Genomic DNA, 16,587 nt, shown 5'->3' on the forward strand with positions numbered 1-16,587 from the left:
TGGAAGACCGATCGATATTCTATAAAGCAATGTAACTGTTAGCACAAAGAAGCAATCTTACGAAAATTGGCTTTTTTAACGGGAAGACTCCAGAATTCGGGGGCCTAGCCGAATGTACAAAAATTTTTCCCCATATACGCCATTTCGCGACAAATGGGTTCGAAATGCTGTACAAACTACAACATTTGCTTGCAAATCAGCCTTTAAGCGTGTGAATTGTTGTAGAAACTACAACATTGGTAATCACGGTAGCCAAACGAAGTTGCTGAACGACAATAAAATCGAATTTTTGGAGTAGCCTACCAGTTTTTAGGCACACAATGAATGAATAAACAGCCTCTATCAACCAGCATTCAAGCTAGCTGTGGCTTTGCCCCTACGTGAAAATTGAATTAATTACTTTAGGGACAGATCCTTGTTCAGCTGTATGACCGAACCATGTCTTGCACCCTTGGGCACATGTACTTGGTCCGTAATATTGTTCCATGTCATCAGATCAGTAGAACGGTAAGCTCCATAATAATGCTCTTGGAATCCGTCAACTAACAGAATCCATTCCTTGCTTCCGTTTCTCTCCACATTATAAAGCGTCGGTCCCTCCGTGAGCGCTGGGGTTATCAGTTCGGAGATGTGGTTGACCGATGGGCGATCACTATCCTCCTTCGCTACGATACAGAAGCGAATGGCTTTATTAGCAGTTCCCTTCTCATTAAGACCGCGTTCGTCTTTAAACAGCATCAAATAACGATCATCTAGATCCGTAATGGTGGCATCAATAACGTTATAACCCGGATCAAAGAAGATCTGCGCTTCCGAGAAATCCTTAAAGTCAGTTGTGGTCGTAGACCAAATTCGGTGATTTCTCGGACCCGCTCCTACCGTAGAAGACCATACAATCCGGTATGCCTGCTTGCTTGTGTCATAGAAAATTTCCGGCGCCCAAGTATTCTGGGTTTCCGGAAGGTGCTCCATCACGGGGATGAGTTTGGCACCCTGCCAATAGATAAGATCCATGGACCATGCGTAGCCTATGCTCCTGCTCTGCCAACCGTCCGTCCATACGAGGTGAAACTTCCCAGCTGCGTCTTCAATAACAAACGGATCGCGCAGCTGCTTCGTTCCAATCGGTGATTCCCAAATAGGGCGCCCATCGTTCAATTCCTTCCAATGGTAACCGTCCTCACTAGCAGCAAGAAACAACTTCTCTTCGATTTCTGTAAAATAGCTGAATAAGTGCACGTTGGCTAAGTCTCCTTGTTTCGGGTAGATGGTCGCTGTCTTCGACATTCTTAACACCATCTATCATAACATGATCGAACTAGGTCATGTACCTCATAAAGCCTCCAACAAACGTTGTCGCTCATTTGAACCCATCGCTAAATGAATAAGGTGAGCCACCAATTTTTTCTGTTCTGGATTTAACCGTGCAAACACTCTTGGTTCTAGTAGACACATTTCCCTGATCACAGATTCCAGCTCTTCTTTTCTGATATTGTCCTCAGGTTCGTCTTTAAAAGTAGGAAATGCCTTGGATTCCGCAAAGTCTTCAATAACATGATCTGCTAATAATCCCAAGTAGGGCTTCCTTTTTTGCTTAATAAACGTGTTGATTTCTTCAAGTAAAAATTGAAAGGCCTCGCTTCTTCTACTTGCTCCAAAAGATAATTCCAGTTGTCCACCGTTGTCTTCACTATCAAAATCAAAATGATCGAATCCGTTACTTTGAATATAAACACTATGATAGAAGGAATCGCCTTTATTATTAAAAGTTGTCGGTTGCTTATGCTTCTCTGCTAAATTCGAATCGATAAAGTAAAGCTTGGAATATTCATGATTGATTCGATCTTTCCAACGCACATATTTGATTGCAAACTCCATTTGAGTAGGCTCATGAACGATTCTAAAACATTCTCTTTCGGCTATCACACACGAGTAGTCTAAGGATACGCCATCTATTCTAACATCGAAATGTTTTTCAGCATGAAGTTCCAGGAACCACCCAAACTCCTTACATAAAAAAGCTAACAAATCCTCATATACAAAGTCTTTCATGATATTATGAAAAGTTACCATCGTCCCTGAATCTTCATCTGTTAGGATGTTATTCGTAACTTCATAGGTATCCAAATTTTTCGAATGAATACGAATGGTATACGTATTTTTTAGAAGGCCGTCCAAATATGTCGTTTTCCATGTTGCATCGGAAGCAAAGTGATGAAAGGTTAATCGACCGATGCCATTCTTTCCATGCATGGCTGATGTCGTTCTGACTCGCTTTTCAGGATCAACTTGCTTCTCTGATTCAAAAAATGGCGTAAACTTCCGATCTAAATCTCTTCTATCTATGCCATAACCATTATCAGCAATGACAATTTGATCTATGCCGCCTAGAACATTCTTATGCATCTTAACATCCACAACGGTAGCTTGCGCATCGAATCCATTCCAAATATATTCAGAGATTGCTTGCAAATAATCAAACTTACGAAGAGTTTTTTCGATACCTTTTGAGGATATTTCTATTTTGCTTTTGCCCAAAACGATCAGCCCCTTCAATGATTAATGAATCACACCAATATCTATAAATCTATCATATTCCAAATCTATCATTCCGTATGTCGATTCATGCTTGCCTGATGCATATCTTTTTCGACAAAAAAACGACACCTCAAAGGTGTCGTTTTCAATTACTTCTTAATTTCCTCCAGTGGAGAATGATGTCCGTAGAACGTTTTTTCTCTTATAACCGGGGCTGTCCATTTCACCGCATTGGCGATTACGCGCTGAACATCCTTGTTGTGATAGGTTGGATAAGTTTCGTGCCCTGGACGGAAATAGAAAATTCGGCCTTGACCGCGACGGTACGTGCAGCCGCTGCGGAACACCTCGCCCCCCTCAAACCAACTGACGAAGATTAATTCATCAGGTACAGGAATATCAAAATGCTCTCCGTACATCTCCTCTTCCGCCAAATCGATAAAGGGCCCAATGCCCTCAACGATTGGATGCGATGGATCAACAACCCAAAGCCGCTCCTTCTCATCCGCTTCTCTCCAAAGCAAGTCGCAGGATGTCCCCATTAGCTTGCGGAACATCTTGGAATGATGGCCTGAATGCAGGACAACCAGTCCCATCCCCTTATGTACACGGTTACAAATACGATCGACGACATCATCCTGAAAGCCCTTGTGATCGACGTGGCCCCAATAAATGAGAACATCGGTAGCATCCAGCCTATCTTGGGTTAGTCCATGCTCAGGCTCATTAAAGGTTGCAAAGCTAATCTCAAAACCATCCTGCCTGATACCATCAGCAATGGCTCCATGCATCCCTTTGGGATAGATCCGGGCTACCTCTTCTTTTCTTTGCTCTTGCAGAAACTCATTCCATATCGTTACTTTAATCATACAACTCGCTCCTTTTTGGATAAATGAATGCAGTTATATGGTTCTCGTTACTCCGTCTTTAGCTGAATCTATGATCGCTTGCAGCACTTGTTGATTTCGATATCCATCTATGATTGTAGGGAGTAATGGCGAGTTAGCCTGTTCCAAATAATCCACAAAATCCTGCAGCATGGGCTTCATCGATGCCTCGTCCAAGTGAATGACTTTTTCTATTAGCTCTAGCTTTTCACCTTCTCTAACCGTCAAATGAACTTCGTTCGGTGATTCGACTGAAATCCTGACGGAGCCCAGATCACCGAACAACGTAACATGAAATTGATTTTTCGTTCCAATTGCATTTTTATGGGTATAAAACGTGCCCATGACCCCGCCTTCAAGCACACACTGGAATCCGGTAAAGTCATCCACGTCTACTTCAACGAGCTGCTGCGTTCGCGGATCCGTTCGGTGATCGATAAACGTGCTCATCATGCCGGTAACTTGCGTAAATTCTCCTACAAAAAAGCGTGCCGCATCCACCATATGAGAGCCTATGTCCGCTAAAATACCTGATCCTGCCATCTCTTTGTTAAATCGCCAGGTGTACTCCTTGTCAAACATAGGCGCGTTTTCCTCTTGTAAGTAGTGAGCGGCAATATGCCGAATACGCCCTAAGCTCCCTTGTACTACAAGTTGTTTCACGTATTGAAAACAAGGCCTGTAGCGGTAGGAAAACCCAATCATGCAGGGTATCGGATTATTTTCATATAAGCCTAATAATTCATCCGCCTCTTCCATCGTTCGTGTGAAAGGCTTTTCGGAAAATATCGGTTTACCGCATTCGATCGCATATTTTAGGATGTCATAATGGAATTTATTCGAGACACCGGAGATGATAAAATCAACATCGGTATCCGCAATAATCGCTTTATAATCGCTATAGCGCTTCTCAGCTGATAAGTTTAATCGATCACCGACCTCTTGAACGGCCTTCGTATTCACATCACAAATGGCTGCAACTCTCGTATTCGCGATTCTCGAAAGATGGTTCATATGATAATCGCCAATTCCTCCAAGGCCAATAATGCCTACGTTCCACATTTCTTTGTTCATCCTGCTGCCCTCCCGATATTTTCTTCAACTACTTATCCAATCGTCAGACAAGAATTTCTTTCAATAATTTTGCTTTCTATATTCATATTTTCCGAGAAATCCCCTTGCAGAACGCCTAGTTGGTGCATTAACAATCGGACAGATTGAGCCCCTAATTCCGAAGGCTGCAAATCCATGCTAGTCAAAGATGGGTTAGATTGAACCATCATAGAGAGATCTCCGCATATGACAAATAGAGATACATCTTCTGGTACCCTGAGATTCAAATCCTTGAGTGCATTAAGGACACTGAATGCCGTGCGGTCGTCATCTGCTATTATCGCTGTTACCTTTTTCTTCTGTTCACCAAGGACATTAATCGTCTCTGCATACCCATAGTCCATGTATTCGCTTGTATGTAGGGCAGGCTTATGATGAATCATGTGCTCTTCTACTTCGAGCTGATGATCTTTCATCGCCTTGATAAAGCCTGCTTTTCTATCGATGGACACAGTCATAAACTCATTTGCATTTAAGAACATAATGTCTTTATGACCTTTGTCTATCAAATACTTGCATATACTGTCAATAATCTTGTGATTGTCGTTATCCACGCTGAAAGCTTTATGAATATTGGTATTCATGACTCTACCGACAGTAACAAAGGGAATTTGTTCACCATGCATGAGGTTGATACGGTCGTCATCGGTCGTCGGGCTCATCACAACAGCACCATCAATCGGATAACTCGACAGGAATGGTGTTTTCACCTTTTGCACAGGAATCATATCCAGCAGAACTCTGTATCCATAAAAGGAAGCTTCCAAAATAACGCCATTGATGAACTGCGTATGAAATGCGCTAAAAAAGAAGCTGCCATGCGGGATGGTCAACCCGATCGCCATTGTTTTCTTTGTAGCTAAGCTTCGAGCAATATGATTAGGCACATAATTTAATTGTCTGGAGACCGTCATTACTCTTTCTTTCACTTCGTCGCTTGTGGGTCTTTTTTGGCTAAAAACATTCGACACTGTCCCTTTAGAGACTTTCGCTAATTTTGCAACTTCATCAATTTTAGCCATATATGATCAAACATCCCTTCAGAAACCATCCACTTATCCTAATTCTTCATTGAGTTTTTCTACTAAATCGATTAATTCCAGCGGATGATTGATCGTATAGTCGGGTATTTCACTTTCGTCTGCGTGCAATTTCGGATACCTAGGCGTCCAGCTAAGGAAGATACTCGTAATTCCCATAGCATTGGCTCCTTTAACATCGCGGCTCAGGTTGTTGCCAACCATGACAATACGAGAGCAATCCTGCTCGCTGAGATCCAATGCTCCAATCGCGGCTTTAAACATACGGGAACTTGGTTTAGAAGCTTTAATCGTCTCTGAATAAATCATCGTGGTAAAATAATCATACATTCCATTTTGCGTTAAAATATTTTTGAATGATTGCGCCCTACCGTCGGCTACGATGGCCAGTATATATCCACGTTCGGCAAGCGTCTTCACCATAATATCGGCCCCTGGAATCACATTCGCTTGAATAACAATATCGTTATCATCTCTGATTTCGGTTCCTTCATCAATAATGGTATCCCCGCAGTCTAGAAAAACAATAAGCTTCTTAGCATTAGGATCAATCGTTGTCGTATCATTCGTTGACTTATGACTCATGGATTACACCTCTTAAGTTTAATTGATTCGCATAGTGGCATGCAGCATAATGATTTTCGCCGACGGCCTGCAGCTCTGGTTCTTCCTGTATACATTTATCGGTCTTATACGTACACCTTGGATGAAAGTGACATCCGCTTGGAGGATTAGCTGGATTAGGCACTTCTCCTTCGAGAATAATTCGATCTTTCTTATAATTCGGGTCCGGCTCAGGTACAGCCGACAATAGCGCTTCTGTATAAGGATGCTTGGGATGATCAAATAACGAATCCACCGGTGCCAGTTCTACAATTTTCCCTAGGTGCATAACCGCTACTCTGTCGGATATGTTTTGAACGATGGATAAATCATGTGAGATGAAAATATAAGTGATCTGAAGCTGCTCTTGCAGGTCCTTCAGCAAGTTAATAATTTGGGCTTTAATAGAAACATCCAGCGCCGATACAGCTTCATCACATACGATTAGCCTCGGTTGAGAAATAAGTGACCTTGCAATGGCGATACGCTGTCTTTGCCCTCCGGAAAAGGCATGAGGATATCGTTTGAGATAGCTAACATTTAATCCGGTCTTCTCTGCGATTTGGGTAACTTTATCATCCAATTGTGATTTCGTCAGCTTAAAGTTGGCAAGCAGCGGTTCAGCTATAATGTCGTACACGCTCATTCTTGGACTTAGAGATGAATAGGGATCCTGAAAAATCATCTGAATATCTTTTCTATACTTCTTGAATTCCTTGCCTCGCAGCCCTAAGAAATCAACTTGTTCTTCGCCTTCTGGTTGATAAATGACTTGCCCTGATGTAGCATCCATCCCTCTGACAATACAGCGGCCTAATGTCGTTTTGCCACAGCCTGATTCGCCGACAATGCTTAGCGTCTCCCCCTCCAACAGCTCAAAAGAGACGTTGTTCAAAACACGAATAGATGAAGGCTTGCTAAACAGTCTATTCTTGGATTTTACTTGAAAATCCTTATTTAGATTATTTACTTTCAGTATAGGTTTAGACATCCTTATTCTCCTTCGCCCTCATCCTTATAAAGAAAACATCTAACCATATGGCTATCGGATATTCGAGTTTTCGGCACGGCTTGTTTATTGCATACACCATCAATCCGATCCTTACACCGTTCGTAAAATCCGCACATTGGAGGCATATTGAATGCCATCGGAACTGTTCCTTCGATCGATTCTAAACGTGTATGTCTATTTCCGCCTAATCTTGGCATCGATTTGAGCAGACCCTTCGTATAAGGGTGTTTAGGATTATTGAAAATTTCTTCTACTGTCGATTGCTCAACAATTTTCCCCAGATACATGACGGCCACTTCGTCGCACATTTCTGCTATGATCCCAAGATCATGCGTCACCAGCAGAATGGCCATGCCAAATTCCTGTTGGAGTCCCTTCATAAGCTCTAACACTTGGGCTTGAATGGTTACATCCAGCGCAGTCGTAGGCTCATCGGCAATTAACAATTCCGGATTGCAGGACAAGGCCATTGAGATCATCGCGCGCTGGCGCATGCCGCCGGAAAACTCATGCGGAAATTGGTCGAACCGCTTCTCTTGATCGGAAATACCAACTTTACTAAGCATTTCTAGCGCTATCTTCTTGGCTTCTTTTTTATTTTTGGTGCGGTGGATTAAAATGGATTCCATGATCTGATTCCCGATCGTATACATCGGTGAAAATGCCGTCATGGGTTCTTGAAATATCATGGCAATTTTGCGACCGCGAATCGATCGAATTTGTTTGCCTCGCGAATCTAGAGATAACAAATCCAAATCGTTTAGCGCCTTCTCAGAGGTGGAGTGATAAACAATCTTCCCTGAGGTTTCACATTCTTTCGGGTTAATGCTGATAATCGCCCTGCTGGTCAGACTTTTCCCGCAGCCGGATTCGCCAACTAGGCCTAATGTTTTTCCTTTTTTTATCTCAAAATCAACACCATCTACCGCTTTCATTTCCCCATTATCCATTTGAATTCGAATTTTGAGGTCTTGAACGGAAAGCAGGGGTTGTTCGGATTGTGAAACAGAAGCTTGAGATGTCATAATATCTCCTCGCCTTACGCTAATATGATTATTTCTTGTATGGATCAGCAGCATCGCGTAATCCGTCGCCTAGAAAGTTAAAGGTTAATACGGTAACAATGACGAATCCTAAGGGGATTAGTTTCCAAGGATACAAAGCGACATTCTCGATCTGTTGAGCCTCCTGAAGCAGGACCCCCCAGCTGGTAGCAGGAGAGCGAATACCGAGTCCGAGAAAACTCATGGCCGTCTCGCCGAGAATCATACCGGGTATGGCTAATGTTGTTGCTACTACCAAGTAGCTGATAAAACCAGGCAAAAGATGTTTAATAATAATTTTAGCATCGCTAACGCCGGCTATTTTGGCTGCTAGCACATATTCTTCATTTTTCAACGAAATAAACTTTCCTCTTGCTACCCTAGCTAGCTCAGTCCAACCAATAAAGGCGAAGATAATGACGATATAGATATACATCGTTACTACGGGCACACGCGGTGGTATGGCAGCCGATAGTGCCATCCATAGCGGCAGCGTCGGAAATGAACGAATAATTTCAATGAACCGCTGAATGACTGAATCGATCCATCCTCCGAAATATCCTGATACACCGCCGATAAACAAACCTAAGACAAAGCTGATCGTTACGCCAATGAGAGGGATACTTAATGAAATCTGACTTCCCATCACAATTCGCGATAATAAGTCTCTGCCCATCCCGTCCGTACCGAAAATAAATACACGACCAGGTTGATCTACGCCAAATAGATGTCTATCCGTTGGAATCAATCCAAGAAATTTATAGCTTTCACCTTTGACAAAAAAGCGGATCGAATGGCGAACCTTTTCATCTGGAACAAAGACTTTCCGAAGTGTAACCGGGTCTCTGGCAGACTTTAGATCATATACAAACGGTCTAAATTGAAACTTACCCTCGCTATCTTTGAAGCTTACTTTAGCTGGAGGCGCATTTACATATTTACTGTCGTAGCTCTCCAGCCCGTAAGGCGCTATAAACTGAGCAAAGATGGCAGCTATGTAGAACAAGGCTAGAATCACTAAGCTAATACGGGCTAATTTATGCTTCTTTAACCTGTGATACATAAGACGCCATTGTGAACTGTAATAGACATCGCTATTCTTTTGAGGCTTGATCACGTTTACTTTCTGATTCCCTGCTATCGGAATTGTTTTCATAGGTTACGTACCTCTGAACTCTGTGCGAATTTTTGGATCGAGCCATGCCAATAAAATATCCGAAATCAATGTCCCTATAACCGTTAACACAGCCATAAACAATAGCCAAGTGCCTGCCAAATACATATCCTGAGCTAATAATGCGTTATACATAACCGGGCCTTGAATGGGTAAATTCAATACGATCGCCGTAATCGTTGAACCTGTGAAAATGGAGGTTAGTGACCATCCAATGGTACTAACGATTGGATTCATAGCTGCGCGCGTTGGATATTTAAGCAATATTTTCGTTTCCGATAAGCCTTTTGATCTAGCTGTCACCACATTCGGCTTATTCAATTCGTCCAGCATTTGACCTCTCATGACTCGAATTAGCTCTGCCGTATTCGCCAAGCCAATGACAAGAACGGGGATAATCATATGCTTCAGCAAATCAAGAACCTTGTCCATCGACCACACTGAATTGACGAACTCACTCGAAAATAGCCCTAGCAAGGGATCGCCAAAATATACATAAGAGAGATACATTAAAATAATAGCCATCAAGAAATGCGGGGTAGCCATGCCAAGAAAGCCAATTGCTGAAAAAATATAATCACCTATCGAATATTGTCTTACCGCACAGTAAATACCGATTGGGATCGCCACCGCATAGGTAAAGGCCATCGTTACCAAAGAGACGATGATCGTTAACCCCATATACTGCGCTATGACGTCCATAACCGGCCTGTTATAGCTGAACGAATACCCGAAGTCGAAATTAAAAACAATATTTTTCATCCACGCTAGGTATTGCATAAACCATGGTTGATCCAATCTTAAGCTTGCTCTCATTTCATCCATATCTTGTTGCGTCATCACATCGCCTGCCACAGACATCTTAGCCGCATAAGTCGATACATAGTCACCGGGCGGCAGTTGAATGATGTAGAAGACGATCATTGAAATAAAAATAACGACGGGTATTACCAATATGATTCTTCTTAAAATATATTTGAGCATCTCTATCCAAACCTCCGCTTCATTCGAAGATGCTGCTGAAGACCAATAAGGGGGAAGTTAAGTTCCCCCTATTGGTTACAGGTTTAACTTATGGTTTGATAAAAAATTGCGATGGATGACCATGCCCTAAGCTGCGGAATTCATCTGAGAAAACCAAATCTTTCGGTACGTTGCCCATTTTATTAGAGGCGACGACCAGCGTTGGCGTTGGACCGGCATAACCAATAATCCATTGATTCTTTTGATGAAGCTTAATGATCTCATTTCCCCATTTATTGATTTCCTCTTTACTTGTAGATGATTTTACTTTGTTCCAGTAGTCCAGAATTAACGCTACATCACCTTCTGGCTTGACGCCTTCTTTGCCATTGGAAGAAGTAAACAATCCGTAATGTCCGAACCAAGGGGTCAGCACTCTCAGAGGAACAAGCGTATCAGGCCGGAAGGCTACATTGACTAACGAAATATTCTCAGTAGTGGCTGGGATTTTATTCGAGTACTTGAGCTCCTGCTGAGTTCCTGCATCCACAACCTTAACGTCCATCTTAATCCCTACTGCTTGATAATACTTTTTAACTAATTCTAGAAAAGTTGCCGTGTTGGTGCTGCCCTCAATAACCGTTATCGTTAAATCCGAGCCGTCTGCATTCAAACGGAAATTATTTTTATCCCGTTTCGTCAAACCTAACTCATCCAATAATTGATTGGCACGATTCACATCGAATTTGCTCCACTGGTCCGACCAGCCTTTCTGGAAACCAACTAAGCCCTCCGGAACTGATGCTTGAACAGGAGCACCTAAACCATTCGTAACGATCTCGGAAATTTCTTTACGATCAACTGCAACGGACAGCGCTTCTCTAAACCGAATATCCTGAAACAGCTTGCGCAGGTTAGGGTCCGGAGTGGTCTGATTGAGTTGAATGCCGGCACTTGACCATGTTGGCGTTGTCCAAGGCATCACCCGGAACCCTGCTTTCTTCTCATTTTCTTTCAATACGGTGAAATCTTTAAAATCAAAGGTAAGAAGATTATAATCTCCCGCTAGTGTACCAAGAACTCTTTGAGCAGGGTCTTGTACTTTGGTAGCGACAATGCGGTCCATATAGGGTAGTTGGTTGCCTTCGCTATCCACTTTCCAATAATAGGGATTGCGTTCCATAATAAATTGATCACTATTCGGATCGTTTTTAGCGACCCAAGCTCTTAAAGTCGGAATTTGTGGGTTTACCCAATAGTAATAGCCTGTTGCTACCAAGAACGATTTGACATCTTCAAAGCCCCATTTTTTTGCGATTTCAAGTGCTTTATCTTGGCCTACAAATTCAGGTAGAATCGTTTTCTGGAAATGTGCCGGTGCAAAGAACCACTTGTTGTCAATGGCAACGCGCTCCAGGAACAGCACGCTTGGATACTTATGTACAACCTTAAAGCTGTAATCATCAATTTTCGTAATTTTAGCTAAAGCTTTTTCCCCTGTCACAGGATCGACGGAGTAATAAGCGTCATATATTTTTTTGCCGAAAGTTTCTTTCGTTAGCATGTGCTCCCAGTAGAACAGGACATCATCGGCTGTGAATGGCATGCCGTCTGACCACTTCATGCCCTTCCTTAAATAAATGGTGAATTCGGTTGAATCTTTATTCACATCAAAACCTTTGGCCACATTAGGTTCAACAGCACTTCCATCCTTGTTAAAACGGAAAAGCGCCTCCTCTGACGGTTGACCGACTGCCCAACGATCATTAGGCCCGGTCCAAGGCATTTTCCAGTCGCCGCCGTATTTACCGATCTCTTCGGTTACTTTTTCCACCATGATATCTTCCTTAACCGGCATACGCTCAGTCACAGGCTTCAGTGAACCTGCACCGACTAGCTTCGTTAACATTGGGGCTTCTTTGTAGCCGTCTGCCTTCACGGGAGCTGATGCTACAGGCGCCTTCGTTGCCTGAACAGCTGAACTTGGCTTTGGATCACTTTCACTCTCACATGCTGCAAAAACAACAGCAAAAATCAACATCATCCCTACAAAAAACAACTTGTTCTTGTTCAAACCTATCCCCTCCATGGTTATACTGGTACTTCAATCTTCTTTATCAAGTTCTGAAAATTGTTTCCCTTCACCTCCTAGGTCGATCACGCATTAAACCGGTTTAATACAAATGAATGAGCAGTATGTAGGTCGTAAATCAAGTTAAGTATATATGGTGTTAAACCGGTTTAATTGAATTTACAAAAATAATAATTGTAGGCGCTTAATAATCTATGAGTTAGAGGGGATATAATCCACCCTCTCTTAAACCGGTTTAATACAGGAACAGCATATGTGTAAGCGCTTTATCTTTTGTAATATCGTACATCGGATTTAAGTCTATTGCAACACTTTTTTTGGAAGAAATTAGGGGTAGTAAAAAGCAGGAATGCCACTTTCCAAAGCTAAAACAAGTAAGCGCGCTTCTCGACATGCTCTCCCACGCGTCCGTGCTGAATAAGCTCGAAAAACGCGCTTATTCAGGAACGCTCGAGTAAGTAAGCGCGAAAACCGCGCTTACAGCGAGAGCTTTACGAGCCGACAGAGTCTGAGAAGCTGAAATGGACTTCTCAGAAGTCCATCCTGCTCGCCCGCACTGAATAAGCGCTGAAAACGCGCTTATTCAGGAGCGCCCGAGAAAATAAGCGTGAAAAACGCGCTTACAGCGAGAGCTTTACGAGCCGACAGAGTCTGAGAAGATGAAAATCGACTTCTCAGAATTCCATCCCGCTCGTCCGCACTGGATAAGCGCTGAAAACGCGCTTATTCAGGAGCACCCGAGAAAATGAGCGCGAAAAACGCGCTTACAGCGAGAGCTTTACGAGCCGACAGGGTCTGAGAAGATGAAAATCGACTTCTCAGAAGTCCATCCTGCTCGTCCGCACTGAATAAGCGCGAAAAACGCGCTTATTCAGGAGCACCCCAAACCCAAAACATATAAATTCAAAAAAGGCCCTGAGGGCACACCTGCCCACAGAGCCTTTCTAATCAATCCTTCTTATTTCATTGGACTTTGACTTTTCCTTTTTTATGGGTATACATGCGATGATCCGCTTGGATAATTAATTCGCCTAAGGTCACGGGCATAGCGGGATTATAATGAAATAATCCGAGACTAATCGAAAGATGAAAGATTCGGCCAGCGTTCAAATTAAAGCTATGTAACCTTTGCTGGATTTTCAAGATCATTTCCTGTTCAAATGTATCTAAGCTGGCTGAATGTCCATGCGTATCCGGTAAAATAACGGTGAACTCATCTCCACCCATTCGGGCAATAATATCAGAATCGCAGAAAACTTCTTTCAATGTATTCGCTGTATCCAATAAGGCCAAGTCCCCCATATGATGACCATAAGAATCGTTGATTTGTTTCATACCGTCCAGATCGGCAACAATCAAATAAAAGCCATTGCCTTCCTGAGCATTCGCATTCATAATTTGCTGTGCCTGGTTAAAAAAACCTCTACGATTGTAAAGACCTGTCAACTCATCAATAATCGATAAGTTATAAAGCTCGTCCTGAAGACGATGACGTTCAATGGCATAACGCATCGAACGCATAATCACCGAACTGTTGACTTGTCCTTTGATCAAATAATCCTGAGCCCCATGCTGAACGGCATTTATGGCAACCTCCTCATCATCAAGCCCGGTCAGTACAACGATTGGGATTGCAGGCGCTTGCTCCCGAAAGCTGATGATTGTTTCCATGCCATGACTATCCGGAAGTGAAAGATCAAGTAAAACAACGTTAAATTCATCCTTGGTAATCAGTTCAATGCCCGTTTCCAACTGATCGACCCATTTCAACGCAATACTCTGATTATCTGTATCCGATAAAACTTCTCGAATCAATCGAGCATCTCCCGGATTATCTTCAATTAATAAAACCTTGATCAATAGTTCTACCTCCTAGGCAGCTTAACAAGTGTAAGCCAAAAATTTTCAATCGATCTTACGACTGTTAAAAACTGCTCTAAGTTGACAGGCTTGGTGATATAACAATTCGCATGCAGATCATAAGCTCTTAAAATGTCTTGCTCTGCTTCGGAAGTCGTTAAAATAATGACTGGAATATACTTCAGCTGCGGATCTTTTTTGATTTCTGCTAGAACTTCGGTGCCATTAATTTTGGGAAGATTTAGATCTAATAAGATAATGTCCGGCACAATCGCTTCCTGGTAGCTGCCTTCTCGCCTGAGGTAAGCCAAAGCTTCCTCACCATCTTCAACCACGCTCAAATTATTATTAATTTTCCCTTCCTTCAGCACTTCGACAATTAACCGAATATCTCCGGGATTATCTTCTACTAAAAGAATTTCTACATTCTGACTAAGCTTATAATCGATCATGTAAGTTGGTCTCCTCTGTCTGGCAGCGTGAAGTAAAAGGTTGTCGATTGACCCGCTTCTGAATCAACCCATATTTTCCCGCCATGTCGTTCTACAATTTTTTTGCAAATGGACAACCCTATGCCAGTCCCCTGGTATTTTGTTTTATTATGGAGTCTTTGAAAAATGAGGAAGATTCGGTCCCTATACTTCGGATCAAAACCAATTCCATTATCACGAACAGAAAATAACCACTCATTCCCTTGCTGTTTAATTCCGATGTGAATGATGGGTGCGCGGTTGGCATCGCGAAACTTAATGGCATTACCAACTAAATTTTGCAATAATTGCACCATTTGCGTAGGATCAGCCAGCAATATAGGCAAAGGATCATGCGTGACCAACGCATCACACTCTTGAATTGCATGCTGTAGATTCGTAGATACATGCTGCAGCACCACTTCAAAATCAACAGACTTAAGCTCCTTCCCCTTCGTACCCACCCTGGAAAAAGCCAATAAATCGTTGATCAAATTCTGCATGCGCTGCGCACCATCAACCGCATAATGAATGAAATCATCCGCGTCCTGATCTAATTGACCTTGGTATCGCTTTGCTAGTAGCTGCACATAGCTGGCTACCATCCGTAAAGGCTCCTGTAAATCGTGCGAAGCAACATAGGCAAATTGCTCTAATTCCGCATTAGAACCAGCCAAATCTTCCTTTTGCCGTTTAAGCTCAAGCTCATTGTCTTGAATATTTTGCGACATTTGGTTAAATGCTTCACATAGCTGCAGCAGCTCAACGGGAGCTGCCTTCAAACTGCTGTAATCGATTTTATAATGATAATCGCCTTGCTTCAGTCGTTGAACCCCTTTCAATAAATGCTGAACGGGATGTTCAATATGGTACGATATTCGCAGCATCAAGATAAAACCAAATGTAAGCACGATACAAATGATGATTATCATAACAATTAATTGCCTATTAAAGGTTCGATACACTTCATCTCGCTCAATTTCGTTAACAGCGATCCATTTTCCGTTATTCACTAACTGGTAAGTCCCGAAAACTTGCTTGCCGCGGTAACTCTCATAGGTCGAGGTTGCTTGTATCCCTTGCTTCGATCGTTCGAGAATATCGCTGTTCAATTGAAATTCCAGCCGTTTCCAATTCCCCTTGAACCGCGATTCAGTGACTAGATAACCGTTTCGATCAATCAAATACGATTCACCGCTGTCTCCATAACGAAATTGCTCCATGAGCTTATCAATTGTCTTTAACGTAACCGTTCCATAAATAACACCCTCAAGTTGCTTCTTTTTATTCATAACAGGAGCAGAAAATAAAATCATCGGTTGATTGGTGACCTTACCGAGCATCACATCAGATATATATTCACGGCCTTTAGAGGCTTCTTCCAAATAGGTTCGTTCGGTAAAATAAGCGCCAATTTGGTTCATGGTACTAAATTCCACAATTCCCTCTTTATTAGCAAAAGAGACCGCTTCAAACTCATGTTGATGTGACGCAAAGAAGGTAAGGTTATTTTGAATACCATCCGAATCCAGCTCTACGGTCGATTGTAAATTTGCTAGATTGCGGATTTCAGAAGCTCTTGCAGCTACCCAACTATCTATGGCCGTTTGCTGAATCGCACTGTCTTTGCGCATCGAATTCATCTGATTGTTTTCCGTTTGACGATACTCTAAAAAGGAATAAGATGAAATGGTAAGCAGTCCAACCATAAGCACTAAGGATATTCCAAAAAATCGCAATCTTGCTTTTAAACTGTGAAGCCGAAGCAATCGCAATATGAGGTTCATTGGTC

Annotated in this window: 14 protein-coding genes; all 14 read right to left on the bottom strand. The window is 42.5% G+C overall.

All coding sequences use genetic code 11. The annotated features are described in order from the left end of the window. Window positions 1-396: 396 nt before the first annotated feature. The 14 genes from ASG85_RS09210 to ASG85_RS09275 all read right to left on the bottom strand — a co-directional run bounded on the left by ASG85_RS09210 (window position 397) and on the right by ASG85_RS09275 (window position 16,582). Window positions 397-1,287: a glycoside hydrolase family 43 protein gene (locus ASG85_RS09210; RefSeq protein ID WP_235550100.1), complete on the bottom strand. Its 891-nt coding sequence runs from the start codon at window positions 1,285-1,287 to the stop codon at window positions 397-399. A gap of 45 nt (window positions 1,288-1,332) precedes the next feature. Continuing rightward, window positions 1,333-2,538, bottom strand: a complete 1,206-nt coding sequence (locus tag ASG85_RS09215; protein WP_060646025.1) for an ATP-binding protein — start codon at window positions 2,536-2,538, stop codon at window positions 1,333-1,335. A gap of 149 nt (window positions 2,539-2,687) precedes the next feature. Continuing rightward, window positions 2,688-3,407: a ThuA domain-containing protein gene (locus tag ASG85_RS09220; RefSeq protein WP_060646026.1), complete on the bottom strand. Its 720-nt coding sequence runs from the start codon at window positions 3,405-3,407 to the stop codon at window positions 2,688-2,690. A 33-nt stretch (window positions 3,408-3,440) separates the two neighbouring features. Next, window positions 3,441-4,499 (bottom strand): Gfo/Idh/MocA family protein, encoded by a 1,059-nt coding sequence (locus ASG85_RS09225; protein ID WP_060646027.1) that lies wholly within the window; start codon window positions 4,497-4,499, stop codon window positions 3,441-3,443. Window positions 4,500-4,531: 32 nt separating this feature from the next. After that, window positions 4,532-5,560 carry a LacI family DNA-binding transcriptional regulator gene (locus ASG85_RS09230; RefSeq protein WP_060646028.1) on the bottom strand — a complete coding sequence of 343 codons (1,029 nt, stop codon included), beginning with the start codon at window positions 5,558-5,560 and terminating at the stop codon, window positions 4,532-4,534. A 33-nt stretch (window positions 5,561-5,593) separates the two neighbouring features. Next, a complete protein-coding gene (locus ASG85_RS09235; RefSeq protein ID WP_060646029.1) occupies window positions 5,594-6,163 on the bottom strand; it encodes an HAD family hydrolase in 570 nt (189 codons plus the stop codon). Continuing rightward, window positions 6,153-7,172: an ABC transporter ATP-binding protein gene (locus ASG85_RS09240; protein ID WP_060646030.1), complete on the bottom strand. Its 1,020-nt coding sequence runs from the start codon at window positions 7,170-7,172 to the stop codon at window positions 6,153-6,155. Before ASG85_RS09240 ends, ASG85_RS09235 begins: the two co-directional genes overlap by 11 nt. A 2-nt stretch (window positions 7,173-7,174) precedes the next feature. Next, window positions 7,175-8,218, bottom strand: a complete 1,044-nt coding sequence (locus ASG85_RS09245) for an ABC transporter ATP-binding protein (RefSeq protein WP_057305510.1) — start codon at window positions 8,216-8,218, stop codon at window positions 7,175-7,177. A 28-nt stretch (window positions 8,219-8,246) separates the two neighbouring features. Further along, a complete protein-coding gene (locus ASG85_RS09250; protein WP_057305511.1) occupies window positions 8,247-9,392 on the bottom strand; it encodes an ABC transporter permease in 1,146 nt (381 codons plus the stop codon). A 3-nt stretch (window positions 9,393-9,395) separates the two neighbouring features. Beyond that, window positions 9,396-10,394 (bottom strand): ABC transporter permease, encoded by a 999-nt coding sequence (locus tag ASG85_RS09255; RefSeq protein ID WP_060646031.1) that lies wholly within the window; start codon window positions 10,392-10,394, stop codon window positions 9,396-9,398. Between the two features lie 88 nt (window positions 10,395-10,482). Beyond that, window positions 10,483-12,447 (bottom strand): ABC transporter substrate-binding protein, encoded by a 1,965-nt coding sequence (locus ASG85_RS09260; RefSeq protein WP_235549356.1) that lies wholly within the window; start codon window positions 12,445-12,447, stop codon window positions 10,483-10,485. A 981-nt stretch (window positions 12,448-13,428) separates the two neighbouring features. Further along, entirely contained in the window at window positions 13,429-14,325 is an 897-nt protein-coding gene (locus ASG85_RS09265; RefSeq protein ID WP_060646032.1) for a GGDEF domain-containing protein, read from the bottom strand. Window positions 14,326-14,330: 5 nt separating this feature from the next. Continuing rightward, the gene (locus ASG85_RS09270; protein ID WP_200961667.1) at window positions 14,331-14,777 is read right to left on the bottom strand and encodes a response regulator; all 447 of its coding nucleotides are present in this window, start codon (window positions 14,775-14,777) and stop codon (window positions 14,331-14,333) included. After that, window positions 14,774-16,582, bottom strand: coding sequence for a HAMP domain-containing histidine kinase (locus tag ASG85_RS09275; protein ID WP_060646033.1), 1,809 nt, complete (start codon window positions 16,580-16,582; stop codon window positions 14,774-14,776). Before ASG85_RS09275 ends, ASG85_RS09270 begins: the two co-directional genes overlap by 4 nt. Window positions 16,583-16,587 lie beyond the last annotated feature (5 nt).

This window comes from Paenibacillus sp. Soil724D2 (genome assembly GCF_001427935.1).
GTDB lineage: Bacteria > Bacillota > Bacilli > Paenibacillales > NBRC-103111 > Paenibacillus_E.

Excerpts from the sequence above, each read along its gene's own strand:
- ASG85_RS09210 (WP_235550100.1), bottom strand. The coding sequence starts at position 1,287 with ATGTCGAAGACAGCGACCATCTACCCGAAACAAGGAGACTTAGCCAAC.
- ASG85_RS09220 (WP_060646026.1), bottom strand. The coding sequence starts at position 3,407 with ATGATTAAAGTAACGATATGGAATGAGTTTCTGCAAGAGCAAAGAAAA.
- ASG85_RS09225 (WP_060646027.1), bottom strand. The coding sequence starts at position 4,499 with ATGAACAAAGAAATGTGGAACGTAGGCATTATTGGCCTTGGAGGAATT.
- ASG85_RS09230 (WP_060646028.1), bottom strand. The coding sequence starts at position 5,560 with ATGGCTAAAATTGATGAAGTTGCAAAATTAGCGAAAGTCTCTAAAGGG.
- ASG85_RS09235 (WP_060646029.1), bottom strand. The coding sequence starts at position 6,163 with ATGAGTCATAAGTCAACGAATGATACGACAACGATTGATCCTAATGCT.
- ASG85_RS09240 (WP_060646030.1), bottom strand. The coding sequence starts at position 7,172 with ATGTCTAAACCTATACTGAAAGTAAATAATCTAAATAAGGATTTTCAA.
- ASG85_RS09245 (WP_057305510.1), bottom strand. The coding sequence starts at position 8,218 with ATGACATCTCAAGCTTCTGTTTCACAATCCGAACAACCCCTGCTTTCC.
- ASG85_RS09250 (WP_057305511.1), bottom strand. The coding sequence starts at position 9,392 with ATGAAAACAATTCCGATAGCAGGGAATCAGAAAGTAAACGTGATCAAG.
- ASG85_RS09255 (WP_060646031.1), bottom strand. The coding sequence starts at position 10,394 with ATGCTCAAATATATTTTAAGAAGAATCATATTGGTAATACCCGTCGTT.
- ASG85_RS09270 (WP_200961667.1), bottom strand. The coding sequence starts at position 14,777 with ATGATCGATTATAAGCTTAGTCAGAATGTAGAAATTCTTTTAGTAGAA.
- ASG85_RS09275 (WP_060646033.1), bottom strand. The coding sequence starts at position 16,582 with ATGAACCTCATATTGCGATTGCTTCGGCTTCACAGTTTAAAAGCAAGA.